This is a genomic window from Moraxella sp. CTOTU47616 (genome assembly GCF_032017465.1).
Taxonomy (GTDB): Bacteria; Pseudomonadota; Gammaproteobacteria; order Pseudomonadales; family Moraxellaceae; genus Faucicola; species Faucicola tetraodonis.
The window spans coordinates 1-18,472 of sequence record NZ_DALZPU010000006.1; the positions used below are offsets into that span (position 1 = coordinate 1).

At 44.1% G+C, this 18,472-nt stretch carries 17 protein-coding genes; 11 read left to right on the forward strand and 6 right to left on the reverse strand.

All coding sequences use genetic code 11. From position 1 onward, the window contains the following. Positions 1-232: 232 nt before the first annotated feature. Together menA and RTS10_RS07900 are read right to left on the reverse strand one after the other, a co-directional pair. Positions 233-1,165: a 1,4-dihydroxy-2-naphthoate octaprenyltransferase gene (menA, locus tag RTS10_RS07895; RefSeq protein WP_312539884.1), complete on the reverse strand. Its 933-nt coding sequence runs from the start codon at positions 1,163-1,165 to the stop codon at positions 233-235. A gap of 84 nt (positions 1,166-1,249) precedes the next feature. Next, positions 1,250-3,799, reverse strand: coding sequence for a Tex family protein (locus RTS10_RS07900; RefSeq protein WP_312539885.1), 2,550 nt, complete (start codon positions 3,797-3,799; stop codon positions 1,250-1,252). Positions 3,800-4,369: 570 nt separating this feature from the next. On the opposite strand from RTS10_RS07900, the gene ompR reads away from it, so the two are divergent. Both ompR and RTS10_RS07910 read left to right on the forward strand, forming a co-directional pair. Beyond that, complete coding sequence (gene ompR / locus RTS10_RS07905; protein ID WP_007117331.1) at positions 4,370-5,143, forward strand: osmolarity response regulator transcription factor OmpR; 774 nt, start codon at positions 4,370-4,372, stop codon at positions 5,141-5,143. Between the two features lie 59 nt (positions 5,144-5,202). Further along, complete coding sequence (locus RTS10_RS07910) at positions 5,203-6,285, forward strand: CobW family GTP-binding protein (RefSeq protein ID WP_312539887.1); 1,083 nt, start codon at positions 5,203-5,205, stop codon at positions 6,283-6,285. A 68-nt stretch (positions 6,286-6,353) separates the two neighbouring features. Here the strand turns inward: RTS10_RS07910 and RTS10_RS07915 are convergent, their stop codons facing one another. Further along, positions 6,354-7,166, reverse strand: coding sequence for an NRDE family protein (locus RTS10_RS07915; RefSeq protein ID WP_312523783.1), 813 nt, complete (start codon positions 7,164-7,166; stop codon positions 6,354-6,356). Positions 7,167-7,351: 185 nt separating this feature from the next. Between RTS10_RS07915 and RTS10_RS07920 the strand changes: the two genes are divergently transcribed. Then, a complete protein-coding gene (locus RTS10_RS07920) occupies positions 7,352-8,086 on the forward strand; it encodes a glycosyltransferase (protein ID WP_312539889.1) in 735 nt (244 codons plus the stop codon). A 52-nt stretch (positions 8,087-8,138) separates the two neighbouring features. Here the strand turns inward: RTS10_RS07920 and RTS10_RS07925 are convergent, their stop codons facing one another. Further along, positions 8,139-8,960, reverse strand: coding sequence for an enoyl-CoA hydratase/isomerase family protein (locus RTS10_RS07925; RefSeq protein ID WP_007117335.1), 822 nt, complete (start codon positions 8,958-8,960; stop codon positions 8,139-8,141). Between the two features lie 239 nt (positions 8,961-9,199). Between RTS10_RS07925 and RTS10_RS07930 the strand changes: the two genes are divergently transcribed. The 6 genes from RTS10_RS07930 (at position 9,200) to RTS10_RS07955 (ending at position 14,041) form a co-directional block, all read left to right on the forward strand. Further along, complete coding sequence (locus RTS10_RS07930; protein ID WP_312539890.1) at positions 9,200-9,718, forward strand: GbsR/MarR family transcriptional regulator; 519 nt, start codon at positions 9,200-9,202, stop codon at positions 9,716-9,718. Positions 9,719-9,730: 12 nt separating this feature from the next. Next, positions 9,731-9,970: a hypothetical protein gene (locus RTS10_RS07935; protein ID WP_239741378.1), complete on the forward strand. Its 240-nt coding sequence runs from the start codon at positions 9,731-9,733 to the stop codon at positions 9,968-9,970. 45 nt (positions 9,971-10,015) lie between these two features. Further along, positions 10,016-10,966 (forward strand): TIGR01777 family oxidoreductase, encoded by a 951-nt coding sequence (locus tag RTS10_RS07940; RefSeq protein WP_312539891.1) that lies wholly within the window; start codon positions 10,016-10,018, stop codon positions 10,964-10,966. Positions 10,967-10,984: 18 nt separating this feature from the next. Next, positions 10,985-11,389: a thiol-disulfide oxidoreductase DCC family protein gene (locus RTS10_RS07945; RefSeq protein ID WP_062332722.1), complete on the forward strand. Its 405-nt coding sequence runs from the start codon at positions 10,985-10,987 to the stop codon at positions 11,387-11,389. 491 nt (positions 11,390-11,880) lie between these two features. Next, positions 11,881-12,201: a DUF485 domain-containing protein gene (locus RTS10_RS07950; RefSeq protein WP_062332725.1), complete on the forward strand. Its 321-nt coding sequence runs from the start codon at positions 11,881-11,883 to the stop codon at positions 12,199-12,201. 187 nt (positions 12,202-12,388) lie between these two features. Then, positions 12,389-14,041: a cation acetate symporter gene (locus tag RTS10_RS07955; protein WP_312539960.1), complete on the forward strand. Its 1,653-nt coding sequence runs from the start codon at positions 12,389-12,391 to the stop codon at positions 14,039-14,041. 77 nt (positions 14,042-14,118) lie between these two features. Here RTS10_RS07955 and RTS10_RS07960 read toward each other — a convergent pair whose 3' ends face one another. Further along, positions 14,119-15,138, reverse strand: coding sequence for a 5'-nucleotidase (locus RTS10_RS07960; protein WP_312539893.1), 1,020 nt, complete (start codon positions 15,136-15,138; stop codon positions 14,119-14,121). Between the two features lie 447 nt (positions 15,139-15,585). Here RTS10_RS07960 and thrS point away from each other — a divergent pair, with 447 nt between their 5' ends. Beyond that, positions 15,586-17,514: a threonine--tRNA ligase gene (gene thrS, locus RTS10_RS07965; protein ID WP_239741373.1), complete on the forward strand. Its 1,929-nt coding sequence runs from the start codon at positions 15,586-15,588 to the stop codon at positions 17,512-17,514. A gap of 35 nt (positions 17,515-17,549) precedes the next feature. Then, on the forward strand, positions 17,550-18,047 hold the full coding sequence (infC, locus tag RTS10_RS07970) for a translation initiation factor IF-3 (protein ID WP_172460503.1): 498 nt from the start codon (positions 17,550-17,552) through the stop codon (positions 18,045-18,047). Positions 18,048-18,125: 78 nt separating this feature from the next. Here the strand turns inward: infC and RTS10_RS07975 are convergent, their stop codons facing one another. Beyond that, positions 18,126-18,410 carry a GNAT family N-acetyltransferase gene (locus tag RTS10_RS07975; RefSeq protein WP_144918633.1) on the reverse strand — a complete coding sequence of 95 codons (285 nt, stop codon included), beginning with the start codon at positions 18,408-18,410 and terminating at the stop codon, positions 18,126-18,128. Between the last annotated feature and the right edge of the window lie 62 nt (positions 18,411-18,472).

The window sequence follows — 18,472 nt, forward strand, 5'->3', positions numbered from 1 at the left end:
GTTCACAACATCATCGGCTGATGTCGTTAAGAAGGTCGCTATTTTAACAGCTTATGTTGTGTTGTCAATAACTTTTTTCTTTAATTTTTTATGACCGCTCAACTTATATCTATATTAACTTAAGTTGTTGTTTTTACTACAGTTTGTGGCTGCAGTCGCTGCCAGTGAGTGCGTATTATACGCTTTTCTTTCCCCCTGTCAATACCAATGGGAAAAGTTTTTTCATTTATTTTCAAATTAGTTTTTTATAGTTAAAGATAACAATACTTACACTCATCAACACACTGGTTGCTAGGGTGATTAAGACAATCTTGGATAGTTCTGGTGCTAGTGCGTTTGAGGGGATATTTTCATCACTATAATGACGAACCATTTTAAGATGTTTGGCGATCGGAGAGACTAGAACAAGTAGGCTCAATAGATAAAAATTTTGTCGCAAGGTCACAAAGGTAATGAGTAAAAAGTAAGCACCCAACAACATAAACCGATACAGGTGGCTCATGCTTTCTTTGCCTAAGGTAGTAGCAAGGGTATTTTTACCAGCGCTTGTATCTGTGTCAAAATCACGCATATTGTTAATCATCAATACGCAAGTGCATAGCAGACCGATCACCACCGCAGCAATAATATCCATCACACGGATAAATTGTGTTTGTAGGTACACGCCCCCTAATACATTAACTAAGCCGAAGAATAAAAATACTGCTATTTCGCCTTTCGCATTGTATCCATAGGGGTTTTTACCCATGGTATAGGTCACTGCGGCAATAATGGCGATGATGCCCAATACTAAGAAGGTGAAGAAATCGGTCAGACTGTTAAAGCTCAGCCAAAGCAAGCCAATACCGCAGCCAAAAATAAACAGTGCCCAACTTATGATTAATTTCTTGAGGGTCTTGGGGTTGATTGTACCTTGGGCAGTCTGTCTGTCGAGTCGATGCGCATCCGTACCCCGTATGCCATCGCCATAGTCGTTGGCTAAATTGGATAAAATCTGTAAGCCTAAGGCAACCCATAGGCTTAGCAAAAAGATTTGCCAATTTTTGGTTTCGAAGCTACCAATACGCGAGTATGCCAACGCATTGGCTACTATCATGCCAGCCACCGCTAATGGATAAGTGCGTGGGCGAGTCGCTTGCCAAAATGCTTGTAAAAAATTGACCATCACTCACTCGAGACCTTGTATCACAAATACCAACATCTAAATTGATTTAGCCATTTAGATGCCCGTTTACCAATGATGCGGGGTTTATGTTGATTTTTTTAGACCTGCTTGTGCCAACAACGCACCTAAGCTACCGATTTTTTGCGGTTTGTCGGCTGCTTGGTTTTGCGGTTTAGCGGCTTTGTCACTACGTTGGGGTTTGCCCGAATGTTTGGCTGATTTGCTGCCGCGCTCGCTATGGTCTGCGTGTTTTTTCGCGGTACCAGCCACTGGTTGGTTGGTATTTTTTGCTTTATCAGCGGGGGCTTTTTCAGCAGGTTTGGCTGCCATTGGGGTGTCTGACTTCATGCTAAAGCCCACGCGTTTGCGTTCGGCATCCACTGAAATCACGCGAACGGTGACGATATCACCTGGTTTGACATGATTTAACGGATCGGCGATAAACTCGTTACCCATCTCTGAGATATGTACCAAGCCATCTTGATGTACGCCAACATCAACAAAACAACCAAAACTTGTCACATTGGTGACCACGCCTTCAAGCGTCATGCCTTCGGTTAAATCGTTGAGGCTATTGACATCGTCACGGAACTGCGCTGTTTTAAAGCTCGGTCTTGGATCGTGGGCAGGTTTGGCTAATTCTTGTTTGATGGCAGCGGCTTTCAGCGTTGCTTGCTCGTCATCATTAACCTCATCGTTTGCGGCAGCGATAAGTGAAGCGGTCAGATTGTTAAGCGCTGACTCGTCACCTAGCACATCGTTGAGGTTGTTGTCGGTTGAGGCCAGCCATTGTTTGACCATCTCGTAGTTTTCTGGGTGTAAGCCTGTTGCATCTAACGGCTCATCACCGCCACGAATGCGTAAAAAACCTGCCGCTTGTTCAAAAGTTTTGGCACCCAATCTTGGCACATTTTTGAGCTGTTCACGGTTGGCAAAGGCGCCATGTTCGTTGCGGTAGTTGACAATTTGCTGTGCTACATTGACATTGAGACCTGCAATATAAGATAAAATCGCAGGACTTGCAGTATTGACATCTACGCCCACCGCATTCACGCAGTCTTGCGTGACTTTGGTTAAACTATCAGCCAGCTGCGTTTGGTTGACGTCATGCTGATATTGACCCACGCCAATGGCTTTGGGATCGACTTTAACCAGCTCAGACAAGGGATCTTGCAAACGACGGGCAATCGATACTGCCCCACGAATGGATACATCAAGCTCTTGTAATTCTTGCGATGCCAGTTCGCTCGCTGAGTACACAGACGCACCAGACTCATTGACTACCACAGGCACGGCTTTGATATCGCCGTTTCCTTGAGCGCTGTGTTCTGCCAAAATTTCTTTGATTAAAGCATCTGTCTCACGGCTAGCCGTACCATTACCAATGGCGATTAAATGCACATGGTGATTTTTGAGTAAATCTGCAATGGTTTGTTTGGCTTCATCGACCTTATTGTCTGGAGCAAATGGATACACCGTTGCAATCGCAAAACTATCATCGCTATTTTTGGCAACATGACCTAGGCTATCAACCACAGCCATTTTGACGCCATGACGGATACCCGGATCGACGCCTAAAATCGTTTTTTGACCCGCTGGCGCTGCCATTAATAGATGCTGTAAATTGTTTGCAAACACGTCAATTGCTGCAGATTCAGCCGTTAAGCGTTTTTCTGTGAGCAAACGATGCTCAATATGCGGACGCCATTTGTCCAACCACAGTTTTTTGCCCAGTGACAATAAAAATTGTTGACGCTCACTAGGCTCAGCAGCCGTTAAGTTAAATGCGTGATTAATTTGTTCAATAAATGGTGCATCATCGCCTTCAATGGCAATCGTCAGTACGTTGTCTTGGCGGCCGCGTAGCATCGCTAATAATCGATGATTGGGTAGACGCGCCAAGCTTTCAGCGTGGTCAAAATAGTCTTTGTATTTTTCGCCGACTTCCCGTTTTTCCTCGCCCACTAAACGGCTATGAATTTGGGCGATTTTACCAAAGCCGACGCGCAGTTTATCGAGTAGATCAAGCTGCTGTGTCCACTCATCGATAATAATGGCGCCGATACCTGATAGCTGTTTTTCTTTATCTTCAAAAATTGACGCTTCGGCTTCGCCGTTGTCATCCTGTACAGGCGCTGGCGCTTGGTAATCTGATAATGCTGTCTCTGGGCTTACCGACTCATTTAAAACCGCCAAGGCAATTGGCTCAAGTCCTGCTTCGCGCGCTTGGGTTGCCAATGAGCGGCGGCGCGGACGATACGGCAAATAAATGTCTTCTAATTCAAGTTTGGATGCCGCTTGATTGATGCGTTCACTCAATTCATCGGTCAGCTTATTTTGTGAGGTCAACAGCTCAATGATTTTTTGGCGGCGAATGGCCATATCTCGTTCATAGCTCAGCGATTTTTCCAGACTACGCAACTGTACGTCATCGAGCCCGCCGGTTTGGTCTTTACGATAGCGGGCAATAAACGGAATCGTCGCGCCATCATCGTAGAGTTTGACGAATGCCATCATTTGGTTGAGTTTGATACCAAGATTGGCAGCTAATTTTTGATAAATGGCTTGCTGGACTTGCTCAGAGAGTACATCTACCGCTGGATTAGCCGCAATGGCAGTAACGTTTGTAGTCATATTTTTGCCTAACACTTATAAGGATGAACTCAAAACTTCAGAGTTCACGCATTATAACAAAACAATACAAAAAGATAATAGGTAAACGCTATTTTAACAAAAATCTTTAGTGAATTTTTACCTTGCCAACCCTAGCGCTATCGTTAGACTAAAATTTTGCTAACTGATGACTATATAATAAGTGGCTACCCTATAAGCTAACGTCGCATTTTTAGCAAAATCACTACAGCAATCGACACATTTTTTTGCTTTAATAACCGCATAACCACGCAAATTTGGCTAAATAATAAGATTGATAATGCTTGCAAGTTGTAACCAATCGTTTCAAAATACCTTTATCAGTCCCTAATAAAAAATTGTATACCCATATATTTTATAGCATTGCCTGTCCTAACCATCAGGGTTAACACGCTAATGGAACATATTTAGCCTTTATAAAAAATAATTGGGTGTTTATGAAAACTATGGAACGAAAATAATGTAGCGAAAACAACATTCGAGTGCAAATAACATTGGTGATAGGAATATTGGTAATAGGAATATCGACAATAAAAATGAGGAAAATAATCAATGAGTGATGACATCAACCCCACTGTAGAATCTACCCCCAATCAATCAGCCGCCGGCGATATGAATCAGCGCATTTTGGTCGTTGATGATGATGCGCGTCTTCGTACTTTATTGCAACGTTTCTTAGAAGACGATGGTTATATCGTACGTACTGCGCATGATGGTAGCCAAATGGACAAACTGATGCAGCGCGAGTTATTTTCGCTGATTGTGCTTGATTTGATGCTACCTAACGAAGACGGTATCAGTATTTGCCATCGCTTACGCGCAGAAAACTCCGATATTCCGATTATTATGTTGACCGCTAAAGGTTCCGATGCCGATCGTATCGCAGGACTTGAAGCAGGCGCGGATGATTATCTGCCAAAACCCTTTAACCCCAAAGAATTATTGGCACGTATTAAAGCCGTATTGCGCCGGCAAACGCGTGAATTGCCAGGCGCACCCAGTCAGCAAATGGAAGTGGTCGAATTTGGGTCATGGACATTAGATTTATCAACGCGTACCCTAAAGCGTGATGGCAATATCGTGACCTTAACCACAGGTGAATTTAGTGTATTAAAGGCTTTGGTACAACACCCCCGTGAACCATTAACCCGTGATAAACTGATGAATCTGGCACGCGGCCGTGAATGGGGCGCAATGGAGCGCTCAATTGATGTGCAAGTATCGCGTTTACGCCGTCTCATCGAAGATAACCCTTCGCAAGCGCGCTATATCCAAACCGTTTGGGGCGTGGGCTACGTGTTTGTACCCGATGGGGCAGAAAGCTAAACGAGCCCTATTTAAAAGAGCGAATTAAGAAAGCCAAGTTAACAGAGTTAAGAACTTTTATGATAAAACCTTTGATTTCAAACACGGCCTGTCACCTGGTGATGGGCTTTTTAGGTTCTGGAAAAACCAGTTTTATCAACGCCTGTATCGCCCATTTTCAGCACCAAGAAAAGTGGGCGATTTTGGTCAATGAGGCAGGTCAAATCGGTATTGATGAAAAGCTATTGACGGGTAATGCTGACCATGATTTAGCGATTCGCCAAGTATCTGGTGGCTGTATCTGCTGTACTTCGCAACTGCCGCTACAGATTGCGCTCGCTCGCTTGACGTCTGAGTATAGACCTGACCGATTATGGATTGAGCCAACAGGGCTTGCACACCCGCGAGAACTGATTGAGCAGCTATCTGCAGCCCATTGGCAAACTGCGCTGTCGCTAAAATCTGCCATCAGTATCGTCAATGCGCGTCATTGGCAAGATGCCCGTTATCGTGACAATGAAGGCTACCAAGCGCATGTGCGATTTTGTGATGTGGTGGTGATTAATCGCTTTCATGGGTTGGATGACACCCAAAAAACCCAACTAACCGCATGGGTAAAAGGCTTAAACCCTAAAGCAAAATTGATTTGGCAAGCAGAACAAACGCTGAGCGAAGACAATCTGCGGCAATTGCAACAAGCGCTCAAGCAATCAAGCCAAGTGCTTGCCGAGCGTAGCCATTACCAAAAAATTAGCTTAACAAGTTTTGCTCAGTCCCCCGCTCTATCCACCACCCAAGCCGACCCGACCCAATCACCAACAGCTGCCAATGATGACTTGCCATTTCGCTATCATGATGTACAAAACGGCTATCAAATCATCGGCTGGCGGCTGTCAGCCGACTGGACAATTGATATGACTGTGCTGATGGAATGGCTGTTGACACTGCCCAACTGGCAACGTATTAAATCGGTGGTTCATATCAAACATACGCATGATGAGCAATGGCAAACCATGAATTTTACCCCTGATTCGCTCGATTTGGTGGCCTGTGAGCCACAAACCGATAACCGTATTGAAGTGATTTTTTTGGATAACACTATCGAATTGGATTTTGATAGGCTCGATACTGAGCTGATGATGATGTTTGGGCATATCCATTAAGCTTGCGGTTGATGGATAGCCCATTTTATTGTCTATTTTTTTGATTTTTCGGCTGTTTTTTTCATTGATTATGTGGCGTTAACATCGGGCGTGATACGGATGATAGTGTCATTTTCCAGGTTTTTTTCTTGCATATCAAACCCTGTATGCGTGATGGTGAGCAAGGTACTCACGCGCGTCCCATAGCTACTTCCCAGCAGCTTGTCGAGGCGATTGGCAGGAATAAAGATGGAAGACAACGCCAATTCTGTCTCCATACCTAACCCTGTATCAGGTAGCTGCGCGATAGGCGCTTGTTCACGGTCTTGCAGTATCTCAAATGCCACATTTTTCCAATTGGCTGTTTGCCAATCCTCATGCCCAGCAAGCAGCGGCAACAACTCTTGTCGTACTCGCCTGCGCAGTTTTTCCGTTTTAAACCATGCCGTATTTGGTTGACCATTGGATAACACGTATAAGCCTTTTGCCAATACCTCGATGCCATACCCTTTATTGTTGAGCAGCACCGCTTGCTGCCGATCGCCGATGACTAGATTAAACCCATCGTAGCAGGGCAAATCAATTTGCCTTGCGAAAGCTAGCGGCGACCACTCACCACTTAAATAATCAAGGATGAGCTGACCGCGGGAGGTGGCAAAGACAGGCTTATCTTTGATAATCTCTCGGTAGTTTAAAATCACCCCCCAGCGCCCATGCTCAGGATCGATACCCAACCAAGTGCCCCCTGCTTGCGCATCTTGCCCCGCGATGATTTTTTTTCCATTCGGCAATTGCCATTCACGCAGTGCGCGCGTAGGACGCTGCAAAAATTCATCCCGATTGGATAATAATACCAAGGGTTTATCCTCAAACAGCTGCCAAGCCAACGCCACAATGCACATACTTTATTCCTTCTAACTGGTTACCATACCATCGCCCATTGAATTCTGCATCCGCTCGATTACTCATTCCCTAGCTTAGCACCCAAAACTTTTTTGGCAATCACCAAATCGTCATATTGTTCATTTATGATAAAAAATCTAAAAAACTGCCGTTTTAAACGATTGTTGCCCTTGTGAATGAGCTTATGACGCCAATTAGCATTGTGATTATTACATTAAACGAAGCCGAACGTATCGGTAATATTTTGCGTGACTTAGCCCAGCAAAGCTACCAAAATTTTGAAGTCATCGTGGTGGATTCCAACAGCGAAGATAACACCTGTCAAATTGCAGCAAGTTTTCGCCATCAGTTGCCCGCGATAAGCATACATAAAATGCCAAAACGTGGCGTCAGCTTGGGTCGTAATACAGGAGCAAACCTAGCCAAAAATGAACGAATACTGTTCCTAGATGCCGATGTGCGGTTGGATGCAAACTTCTTGCAAAAAGCCAGTCAATTATTGGATAAAAAATCCTTGAAAGTAGCCGGTGTATACATGAATGCTGACCACCTAAAACCTTGGTTTACAGTGGGTTATCAGCTCTTTAACATGGGTATTTTTGTTAGCCAATTTTTATCGCCAACAGCGGTCGGTGCCTGTATTTTTTCCAGTAAATCCGTGCATGAGCAATTGGGTGGGTTTGATGAATCCATCACCCTGTGTGAAGATTGTGACTATGTCAATCGCGCCAAAAAAATCACCCGTTATCAGATGCTACCGCTCACCTTTCGCTTCGACCCACGCCGCTTGCAACAAGATGGCTATTTTAATACGGGCTGGAAATACCTGCATGCCAATTTATATCGTTTTTTTATTGGCGAAATCCGTGATAACAAAATCCGTTACCAGTTCGGGCATTATGGTACACAAAAAAAATAGCGTCGGTGGTGACGCTAGTTTTTGCAGGATTTTTTGGAGCTTGCCCTATACTTTATCGCCCTTTGAACTCAGCAGGACGCTTTTGCATAAAGGCGGTAATCCCTTCTTTAAAGTCCTCACTGGTCGCCATTTGCATTTGGTAAATTACCTCTTGGTCTAGCGCGATATCTAGTCCTGCAAATGCCACTTGATTAATCGATTGCTTCATTGCTGCCAGTGCCAAGGTTGGCAAGCTTGTGAGGCGGTCGGTCAGTTTTTTCACTGCCGCATCAAGCGCATCTTGACTCACCAGCGCATTCACCAGTCCCAAATCTTCTGCCTTTTGCGCGGTGATTTGCTCACCCAACATCACAAGCTCAGTGGTTTTGGCGGCACCAATCAACTGAGATAACAGATAAATACCACCACCATCAGGCACTAGCCCGATATTGACAAAGGCTTGTAAAAATTTAGCATTATCACTTGCGACGCGAAAATCACACGCTAACGCGATATTCATGCCTGCGCCCGCACACGCGCCATTAATACGCGCGATAATCGGCTTGCTGATTTTGCGGATACGCCGCGTGATATCCGCAATCCCAATGGTCAGACTATGCGACATTTTTAGTAGGTTTTCGCGGTTATCTGCGCCTGATAGCATCTCGCGAATATCACCACCGCTAGAAAATCCCTTGCCCGCGCCTGTGATGACAATCACTTTGGCGGCTGTGTCGTATTGGGCGTAATCAAGGGCTTGATAAAGCTCGGATTTCATCACGCTATTTAGCGCATTGAGTGATGCTGGATCATTGAGGGTAATCGTCGCAACACTATCTGCAACATCATACGTGACTTTTTGAAAGGTGGGTTGTTGTGTTTGGGTTGCCGTCATGGGTCATCCTTTTACCAAAGAAATAAATACCAAAAAAATAAAAATAATGAACCCCTTCATCTTACCGAAATTATTTTTTTTTGGGAAATAAAACGCGACTTGTAAGGTCAACAATCCAAACCCAACCACAAAATTTTTACAATTTTCAAAATTTCTGTATTGACAGAAATATATAAAAATCTCAAAATAATTAAAAATTGATTAATTTATATCCATTGACTTACATACAGGGCTAAAAAGTGCAACTCACATCGACCATGGAAAAATTTGTCTTACATTGGGGCGAAATGGGCAATAAATGGGGCGTAAACCGTACCGTTGCCCAGATTCATGCCTTGTTATTTTTGGCAGCCAAGCCGATGAATGCCGAAGAAATCCAAGAGACCTTAGGCGTGGCGCGGTCAAATGTGAGCAATAGTATCAAGGAATTGCAGAGCTTAAATCTGGTACAAACGGTCCATACGCTCGGTGATAGGCGCGATTATTTCACCACGGGCACGGATGTGTGGGAATTGGCTAAGGTGATTGTCGAAGAACGCTATCGCCGAGAGCTTGCGCCGACGGTTGGATTCTTGGCGGATTTAATCAATGAGCCAGAATTTGCCGCAGAAAGCAAAGACATACAACAACGTATCAAAGACACCCACCAATTTGTCGATACGCTGACGAGTTGGGCGAACGAGATGCTAAAACTTTCTTCCACTACGCTCAATCGTATCTTAAAACTTGGGGCGACGATTCAGAAGTTTTTGAAATGATGGATTGGGATAATGACTGCAACATTGAGAAAAACAGTACTTTCTAGCGTTTGGCAATATTTTAAATTATTTCTCATTGGCTGTGTTGTGACATTTTTTATCTTTGTAATAGCCTTTCATGATATTAATAGATTATTTAGTTCTAATACTTTATTAACATGGTTAGGCATCTTGGTGTTTAACGGCAGACTTGCAATATTTGGCGGTTTAAATAGTGTAATCGTTGGCAAATTGGTTTTACCAAAAAGCTAAAAATTTTAACCATAAATTTCAGTTTTGACAGAAAAAAGGAAAGAAATGATGAAAATACTTATCACAGGCGGTTCAGGATTTTTAGGCACAGCATTAACACAATCGTTAAAAACCTATGGCGTAAAAGGTGACACTGCGTCAGTCACTTGGGTATCTCGTTCTGTAGAAAAAGAGAAAACCAAAAATATCGCAGATGACGTTATTAGCTATGACGATCTTGCCAGCACCGATCAGACGTATGATGTCATCATCAATCTGGCGGGTGCGGGTATTGCCGACAGCCGTTGGACGGAGGCACGTAAGCAAGAATTGTTCGATAGCCGACTAAAACCCACACAAGCGGTAATTAATTATATTGAGCGAATCGGCAACAAACCAAAACTATTGATTAGCGGCTCAGCCATCGGTTGGTACGGTATCCAAAAGGAAAACGACCCAACCGCGCTTGATGAAACCAGCCCCATGACAAAAACCGACTTCGCTCACGAAATTTGTCAGGCGTGGGAGCAGCTAGCTTTGACTGCCCAAGATACTGCAAAATATGCCGTAACAGACGCTGTGCCAGTTGCGATTGTGCGCACAGGGGTGGTGATTGCGCCTGAGGGGGGTATGGTTGGGCGACTGATTACCCCATTTAAAATGGGCACAGGTGGTAAGCTTGGCAATGGTCAGCAAATCATGAGTTGGATTAGCCGTAGTGATTGGGTGCGTGCGGTGATTTTTATCATTGAACAAAACCTGACTCACACCCTGCCCACTCAGCAAATTTACAATTTGACCAATCCAACGCCTATTAGCAATGCTGCATTTACCGATGCGATGGGCACTTGGTTGCACCGCCCTACCCTGATGACCCTGCCCGCCTTTGTGGTCAAGACCATGTTTGGTGAAATGTCGACGTTACTGTTGGATGGGCAACGCGTTGTGCCTACAGCGTTACTGGATAAAGGTTTTGAATTTAACGACTTGACCGTATTAGATGCCCTAAAAAGCTAATCTTCGGAGACTGTTAATATGATTACCATGTACTATGATGATACCTGCCCTGTCTGCCGTACCGAAGCCTTGCATATGGCAGAGAAAAAACCTGACGCCATTCGCATCGTTCCGATTGATGACGCACGGGACGAACTTGCCAAATTTGGTATTAGCGAAGATGAGGCGATGAGTTATCTGTGTGTGCAAGATAAACAAGGGAACATGCAAAAAGGCATGGATGCTGTACGACTGCTGTACAAAACCGCACAACTGCCGTTTGCAAACGTGTTTGAATGGCCTGTGGTGAAACAAGCCAGCGATATGATTTACCCTATTTTTGCGCGACATCGCAACCGTGTACCCAACTGGATGACACAACTTGCCTATGGTAAAGTCGCAGAAGACTGCAAAGACGGTATGTGTAGAACACGAGGCAAATAAATGCCATTTGGTTTGAATGGCGGTATGTACGCTCAATGATTCATCTATCCTCTATGATTTATCTATCATGGATAGCTTGATAATTTTTACTGGTCATTGGGCGTTACAGTTATGATTAGGTGCAATCATTATTAGATACAATTATTATTAGTCAGGATTATGAGTATCAAGTTATGTCTACTATTAACTTTGGGTGCTTTGATAACGTTGCCACTAATTTTCAACTAACATTCTACAATTTTTTTACAGTTTGAGAAAAAATAGCTAGATTTTTTAACAATTTTCATTTAATAATAGCAACTAATCAGGAAGATGAGATTGTTTGTATCATTTAAGACAATCTATTACGTTTAGCATAGCGGACTTGCTTCACCATATTGTTGTCTACTGTTATTGTCATCCAATCGCTATCTTCCTTGTCGGTTTTGACACTGATTGGTGAATCAATCATCAATGAGTTGTCTTTTCATTCATTTACAAGGAGCGTTACCATGGATGAGGCACAAATTCAGCGCGTCATGAGTCATCCTGAATTCCAAAGCATGGCAAAGAAAAAAACTAGCCTAGGTCTTATTTTTACCATTATCACACTAGTTTTTTGGTTCGGTTATCTGCTACTCGTGGGATTTAACCCAAGCATGTTTGCTAAACCAGTTTCCGCAGGTTCGATGACGCCTGTAGGTTTTTATATTGTCGTAGCTTTCATCATTTTTGTACCACTCATCACTTGGATATATGTCAAAAAAGCAAACGGTGAATTTGACACGATGACTCGTAAAGTCATCGATGATATCAACAGTGGTAAAGTTTAACTACACAGGGATTGTGTTGGGTTTTCATTTGTAAAATTGTGGGGCTGATAATCATTTTGACATCAGTTCTGACATCAGTTTTGACACCATGGAGGGTGGCATGTTACAACAACAGTATAACAGCGTGACTGTTAAAGGCTTGGGCAAGCGTATCGGCAAGGTTTCAACCGCCGCAAGCTTGACGCTAATGGGTCTGATGGCACAGATGCCAGCATGGGCAGCGGGTGCCCTTGAAGGCGAAGTAAAAAAACAACCGCTGAATATTTCAGCCATTATCATGTTCTTGATTTTCGTTTTGGCAACACTCGGTATTACTTACTGGGCGTCAAAACAAAACAAGACCGCTAGCGACTTTTATACCGCGGGCGGCGGTATCTCAGGTACCAAAAACGGAATCGCCATTGCCGGGGACTATATGTCAGCGGTAACCTTTTTGGGGTTATCGAGTATGGTTTTTACCGTCGGTTATGATGGCATGATTTATACCCTAGCCTTCTTGATTGGCTGGCCAATTATTTTATTCTTAATTGCTGAACGTTTGCGTAACTTGGGTAAATTTACCTTCGCAGATGTGGCATCTTATCGTTTTTCCCAAACCCCCGTACGTATTTTTGCTGCATCCGGTACCTTGGTCGTCGTTGCACTATATTTGGTTGCGCAGATGGTTGGTGCGGGTAAATTGGTTCAATTATTATTTGGATTAGATTATATTTACGCAGTTATCATCGTTGGTGTATTAATGATGGTTTACGTATTGTTTGGGGGTATGCTAGCCACCACTTGGGTGCAGATTATCAAAGCTATTTTGCTGATGTCAGGTGCGACTTTCATGGCCCTTATGGTAATGAACCATGTTGGCTTTAGTTTTGAAAATTTATTCAAGTCAGCCGTCGCTGCCCATAGCAAACACGAATCAATTTTGTCGCCTGGTAAGTTGGTTAATAACCCCATTGAATCTATCTCATTAGGTTTGGGTCTATTGTTTGGTACAGCAGGTTTACCACACGTATTGATGCGTTTCTTTACGGTGCCAGATGCCAAAGCTGCGCGTAAATCAGTGTTGGTGGCAGCAAGCTGTATTTCATACGTATTCTTCTTAATTGTCATTATTGGCTTGGGTGCCATCGTTATCTTAGCTGAACATCCAGATTATTTCACGACAGTGGTTAAAGATGGCGTAAGCTCACAAGCACTCATCGGTGGTGCCAACATGGCAGCGATTCACTTATCCCATGCCGTGGGTGGTAACTTATTCTTAGGCTTTATCTCGGCTGTTGCTTTTGCAACTATCCTAGCGGTTGTGGCAGGTTTGACGTTATCAGGCGCCTCAGCGGTCAGCCATGACTTGTATGCTAGTGTTATCAGAAAAGGTCAAGCGAGACCTGAAGAAGAGATGCGTGCATCAAAAATTACCGTGGTTGCATTAAGTTTATTGTCAATCGTGACCGGTATTATCTTTGAAAACCAAAACCTTGCGTTCATTGCAAGTTTGGTATTTGCGGTCGCGGCATCCGCTAACTTCCCGATTCTTTTGTTAGCGATGTTCTGGCGTGGTCTAACCACTCGTGGTGCGGTAATCGGTGGGTTTGGCGGCTTAGCAGTCGCAGTGTTACTGATTATCTTAGGACCTGCGGTTTGGGTAGATATCATGAAACACGAATCACCTGCTTTCCCATACAAAAACGTGGCATTATTTAGTATGCCTGTGACCTTCATTCTAGCGTGGATCGCGTCTATCACTGACAACTCACCACGCGCTGAGTTAGATAGAAAAGGCTTTGATGCACAGTATGTACGTTCATTAACCGGTATCGGTGCGTCAGGTGCATCTGACCACTAATCCAATGTTCAGTAACAAATACCGCTTGCCATAAGCGGTATTTTTTTATATTGGGTTTTTTATAAAACTTATGAATTTTATCCTTGATGAATTTCAACCAGGTTTTGGGTTGCCGCGGCATCCGCTTGTTTGACATACAATTTTGATTTTGAACTATAAGGCACTAGCCCTGAAGGTACTACGCCTTTAGCAGATTCGTAATTATGAATGGAGTCATCGAAGAAAATATGCGGGGCAAAGGTTTGCAGTACATGGCGTTTATCTAAGCCACCTAAAAAGAACGCCAAATCCACATTGACGCCCCAATCACGTAATGTCTTAATCGCGCGCAAATCAGCAGGCGCATTGCGCGCGGTCACCAGTGCAATTTGAATCGGTGGATGCTTGATTTTAGCAGGCAGGCGTTTTTGTAGTTTAGAGAGTTTAATTAAAAAATCCGCATACGGGCCTTTATTCATCGGCACATCACTCATTTTGGCTTCATAATCATGAAACGCTTTGAGTCCTTGCTGGCGAGACAATAGCTCCCCTGCTTCATCAAATAACACGGCATCGCCATCAAATGCAATGCGTAGCTGATTGGTGTCTAGCTCTTTCATATCAATGGGCGGTGCATCTAAAATCGCGCAGGCACACACGCCTGCATCGGTGACTTGCTGGGCATCGTCATGATTGGTGGTCAAAAACAAATCCACCTTAAAATCTGCCACATAATCCGCCACCCCTTCGCCTGAAGTAAATGCCGAGCGACTAATCGGTAGTCCATGACTACGCAGCGCATTTAATACTTGAATGCCGGTATCTGGGCTGTTTTTTGACATAATCACCACTTCAACCATAGGCGCAGCGATGCCCTCGCCCTTGTCATCGGCTGCACAATGCTGATTGAGATTGAGTAAGGCTTTGATAAGCGGATAACCCGTCCCGGTTTGCAGTGGGTCATTTTCGCGTTCAATCATATAGCTGCGAAATTTATCAATCGCCGTTTCTGGATCTTCGGTTAACGCTTGTTGAAAAAACCGCTCAGACTCTGATAGGTCAAACAATGCCGTGGCAGAGACCGCCACAATTAATGTGTTGGAAAAATCAACTGACATAAAAATGCCCTTAATCAATCGTATTGTTATGAAGCATAGCACTCACTATCCTGTAGTTATATAAGTTTTGGCATGGGTAATCTAGATTATTCCTGTAACTTGTTCGGCTAAAGACCCCACAGCTTAGTGTCAAGACACCCAGTCAAATTGCAGATACCAATCATTAGCTGTCGACTATTACAGTATTTTTTTACACGGCTATCGTGAGCTGCCTCATTTTCTGTCATCACTGCAAGCAATTCAATCAGCAAGTTGGTTTCATCACCGCAATTTGCTATAATATCTTGTTTACGCTTTTTGCAAAGCGACGAATTCATGGGATTGTAATGCCTATCTAGACACGGTAAGTCTGGATGGGCAAAGTTTTTCCCTTTTTTTATTCCCATCTCTCACGGTTACATGACCGATAGTAACGGTCATCACTGCCAAAGGACAACAGGAGCAATTATGGTAGCCATTACCTTACCAAACGGCGATATTAAACAATTTGATGGACAAACGTCAGTCATGGAAGTGGCACAAAGCATCGGCGCAGGGCTTGCCAAAGCCACCGTTGCAGGACGTGTCAACGGTAAATTAGTTGATGCGTGTGACCCGATTAGCGAAGACGCAACCGTCCAAATCATCACGCCAAAAGACGAGGAAGGTGTGGAAATCATTCGCCACTCGACCGCTCACTTACTGGGTCATGCTGTCAAACAGCTCTATCCTGAAGTGAAGATGGTTATCGGTCCTGTGATTGAAGAGGGTTTTTATTACGATATCTACAGCGAGCGCCCGTTTACGCCAGAAGACATGGAAAAAATCGAAGCGCGCATGACGCAATTGATTAACCAAGATTACGATGTTATCAAAAAAATGACACCGCGCGACGAGGTTATCAAAGTATTCCAAGACCGTGGCGAGACTTATAAACTACGTCTTATCGAAGATATGCCGAATGAAACTCAAATGGGTTTATACTATCACCAAGAATACGTCGATATGTGCCGTGGACCACACGTGCCCAACACCCGTTTCCTAAAAGCCTTTAAACTCACCAAAATGAGTGGTGCCTACTGGCGCGGTGATGCCAAAAACGAGCAACTTCAACGTATCTACGGTACCGCTTGGGCAGATAAAAAAGACCTAAAAGCTTATATTCAGCGTATCGAAGAAGCGGAAAAACGCGACCATCGTAAAATAGGTAAGGCGCTTGATTTATTTCACATGCAAGAAGAAGCGCCTGGCATGGTGTTTTGGCATCCCAATGGCTGGACGATGTGGCAAGTGCTTGAGCAGTATATGCGCAAAGTACAAAAAGATAACGGCTATCTTGAAATCAAAACCCCGCAAATCGTCGATAGAAGCCTATGGGAAAAATCAGGTCACTGGGAAAATTATGGCGACATGATGTTCACCACCCATAGTGAAAAACGTGACTATGCGATTAAGCCGATGAACTGCCCGTGTCACGTGCAAGTGTTCAATCAAGGGTTAAAATCCTACCGTGACTTGCCATTGCGTCTTGCTGAGTTTGGCTCATGCCACCGTAATGAGCCGTCAGGTTCACTCCATGGCATCATGCGGGTACGTGGCTTTACCCAAGATGACGCCCATATTTTTTGTAGTAATGAGCAAATCAAACAAGAAGCCCAAGACTTTATCAAGCTTACCCTTGATGTGTATAAAGACTTTGGTTTTGATGACGTGCAAATGAAACTCTCGACTCGCCCAGAAAAACGGGTCGGTGCTGACGAACTGTGGGACTTGGCAGAAAAAGACTTAGCAGATGCGTTGGATAATGCCGGGCTTGACTGGCAGTATCTGCCAGGTGAAGGCGCATTTTATGGGCCAAAAATCGAGTTTAGCCTTAAAGACTGTCTTGGCCGCGTATGGCAATGCGGTACACTGCAGCTTGACTTTAACCTGCCAGAACGACTAGGTGCGGAGTTTGTCAATGAGCAAGGCGAACGTGAGCGCCCTGTAATGCTCCACCGTGCGATTTTGGGGTCATTTGAACGCTTTATCGGTATGCTCATCGAGCATTACGCCGGTTGGATGCCAGTCTGGCTTGCACCGCAGCAAGTCGTGGTGATGAATATTACCGACAACCAAGCGGCAGCCTGTCAAAAAGTCGCCGAACAATTGAATCAAGCCGGACTTCGTGTGATCACCGATTTGCGTAATGAGAAAATTGGCTTTAAAATTAGAGAACGCACCCTTGAACGTATTCCTTATATGATTGTCATGGGTGATAAAGAAGTAGAAAGCAACCAAGTTAACGTCCGTACTCGCGAAGGTGACAACCTTGGCGTGATGAGTATCGACGCCTTTATCGACTTGGTTAACCAAGCGACCGCCCAAAAAGGGCGCGTCAAATCAAAAACAGCGTAGGAGTAAGTATTATTAAGAGTTCAAACCGATTAGACATCAACGAGGAAATTCGTGCCAAAGAGGTACGCTTAGTCAAAGAAGACGGCGAACAAGTTGGTGTTGTGGATATAAAAACGGCTTTGCAGGCCGCCCGTGATGCTGAGTTGGATTTGGTCGAGATAGTACCAGACGCTCAGCCTCCTGTTGCCAAAGTGATGGACTACAGAAAATATCTGTACGACCAAAAACAAAAAGCCAAAGAAGCCAAAAAGAACCAAAAACAAACGCAGCTTAAAGAAATCAAATTGCGTCCTGGTACGGAAGAAGCCGACTATCAAGTCAAACTTCGTAAAATCCGTGAGTTTTTGGAAGACCAAGACAAAGTCAAAGTCACCATTCGCTTCCGTGGTCGTGAGATGGCTCACCAACAAATTGGCTTGCAGCAGCTTGAAAAAGTCATTGCCGATACAACCGATGTTGCCAATGTTGAACAACAACCGAAAGTTGAAGGTCGTCAAATGGGTATGCTACTTGGACCTACCAAGAAAAAATAATGAGCAAACCCTAACTATAAAAAAACCACATCAACCTATGTGGTTTTTTTATTGGCGTATTGACCCATTAATAAAAGTTTAAGCTTTTAAATCACTGTATTCGGGGTGCTTTTGCAGATAGCTTGCCACGTAAGAGCAGGCTGGCACTACTTTTTTACCTTGCTTGCGGGCATAGTCTAGCGCGTGCTTGGTGAGCTCCCCTGCAATGCCGCGCCCGCCAATCGCGTCTGGCACAATGGTATGGTCATATACGATGACATCACCATTATCCACATAGCTTATATAGGCAGTAGTGCCATCAACGGTGGTTTCAAAGCGTTGTGATTGTTCGTTATGGTGAATCGATAATTGTAAATCCGACATGGTTGTCTCCTTGTGTATTCTTTTTTTTACTATGCTATCTGTGACTTGGTTATTTGTCGCTT

Bases quoted from the DNA above. Each gene is read 5' to 3' on its own strand.
- menA (WP_312539884.1), bottom strand. From the start codon at position 1,165: ATGGTCAATTTTTTACAAGCATTTTGGCAAGCGACTCGCCCACGCACT.
- RTS10_RS07900 (WP_312539885.1), bottom strand. From the start codon at position 3,799: ATGACTACAAACGTTACTGCCATTGCGGCTAATCCAGCGGTAGATGTA.
- ompR (WP_007117331.1), top strand. From the start codon at position 4,370: ATGAGTGATGACATCAACCCCACTGTAGAATCTACCCCCAATCAATCA.
- RTS10_RS07910 (WP_312539887.1), top strand. From the start codon at position 5,203: ATGATAAAACCTTTGATTTCAAACACGGCCTGTCACCTGGTGATGGGC.
- RTS10_RS07915 (WP_312523783.1), bottom strand. From the start codon at position 7,166: ATGTGCATTGTGGCGTTGGCTTGGCAGCTGTTTGAGGATAAACCCTTG.
- RTS10_RS07920 (WP_312539889.1), top strand. From the start codon at position 7,352: ATGACGCCAATTAGCATTGTGATTATTACATTAAACGAAGCCGAACGT.
- RTS10_RS07925 (WP_007117335.1), bottom strand. From the start codon at position 8,960: ATGACGGCAACCCAAACACAACAACCCACCTTTCAAAAAGTCACGTAT.
- RTS10_RS07935 (WP_239741378.1), top strand. From the start codon at position 9,731: ATGACTGCAACATTGAGAAAAACAGTACTTTCTAGCGTTTGGCAATAT.
- RTS10_RS07940 (WP_312539891.1), top strand. From the start codon at position 10,016: ATGATGAAAATACTTATCACAGGCGGTTCAGGATTTTTAGGCACAGCA.
- RTS10_RS07945 (WP_062332722.1), top strand. From the start codon at position 10,985: ATGATTACCATGTACTATGATGATACCTGCCCTGTCTGCCGTACCGAA.
- RTS10_RS07950 (WP_062332725.1), top strand. From the start codon at position 11,881: ATGGATGAGGCACAAATTCAGCGCGTCATGAGTCATCCTGAATTCCAA.
- RTS10_RS07955 (WP_312539960.1), top strand. From the start codon at position 12,389: ATGGGTCTGATGGCACAGATGCCAGCATGGGCAGCGGGTGCCCTTGAA.
- RTS10_RS07960 (WP_312539893.1), bottom strand. From the start codon at position 15,138: ATGTCAGTTGATTTTTCCAACACATTAATTGTGGCGGTCTCTGCCACG.
- thrS (WP_239741373.1), top strand. From the start codon at position 15,586: ATGGTAGCCATTACCTTACCAAACGGCGATATTAAACAATTTGATGGA.
- RTS10_RS07975 (WP_144918633.1), bottom strand. From the start codon at position 18,410: ATGTCGGATTTACAATTATCGATTCACCATAACGAACAATCACAACGC.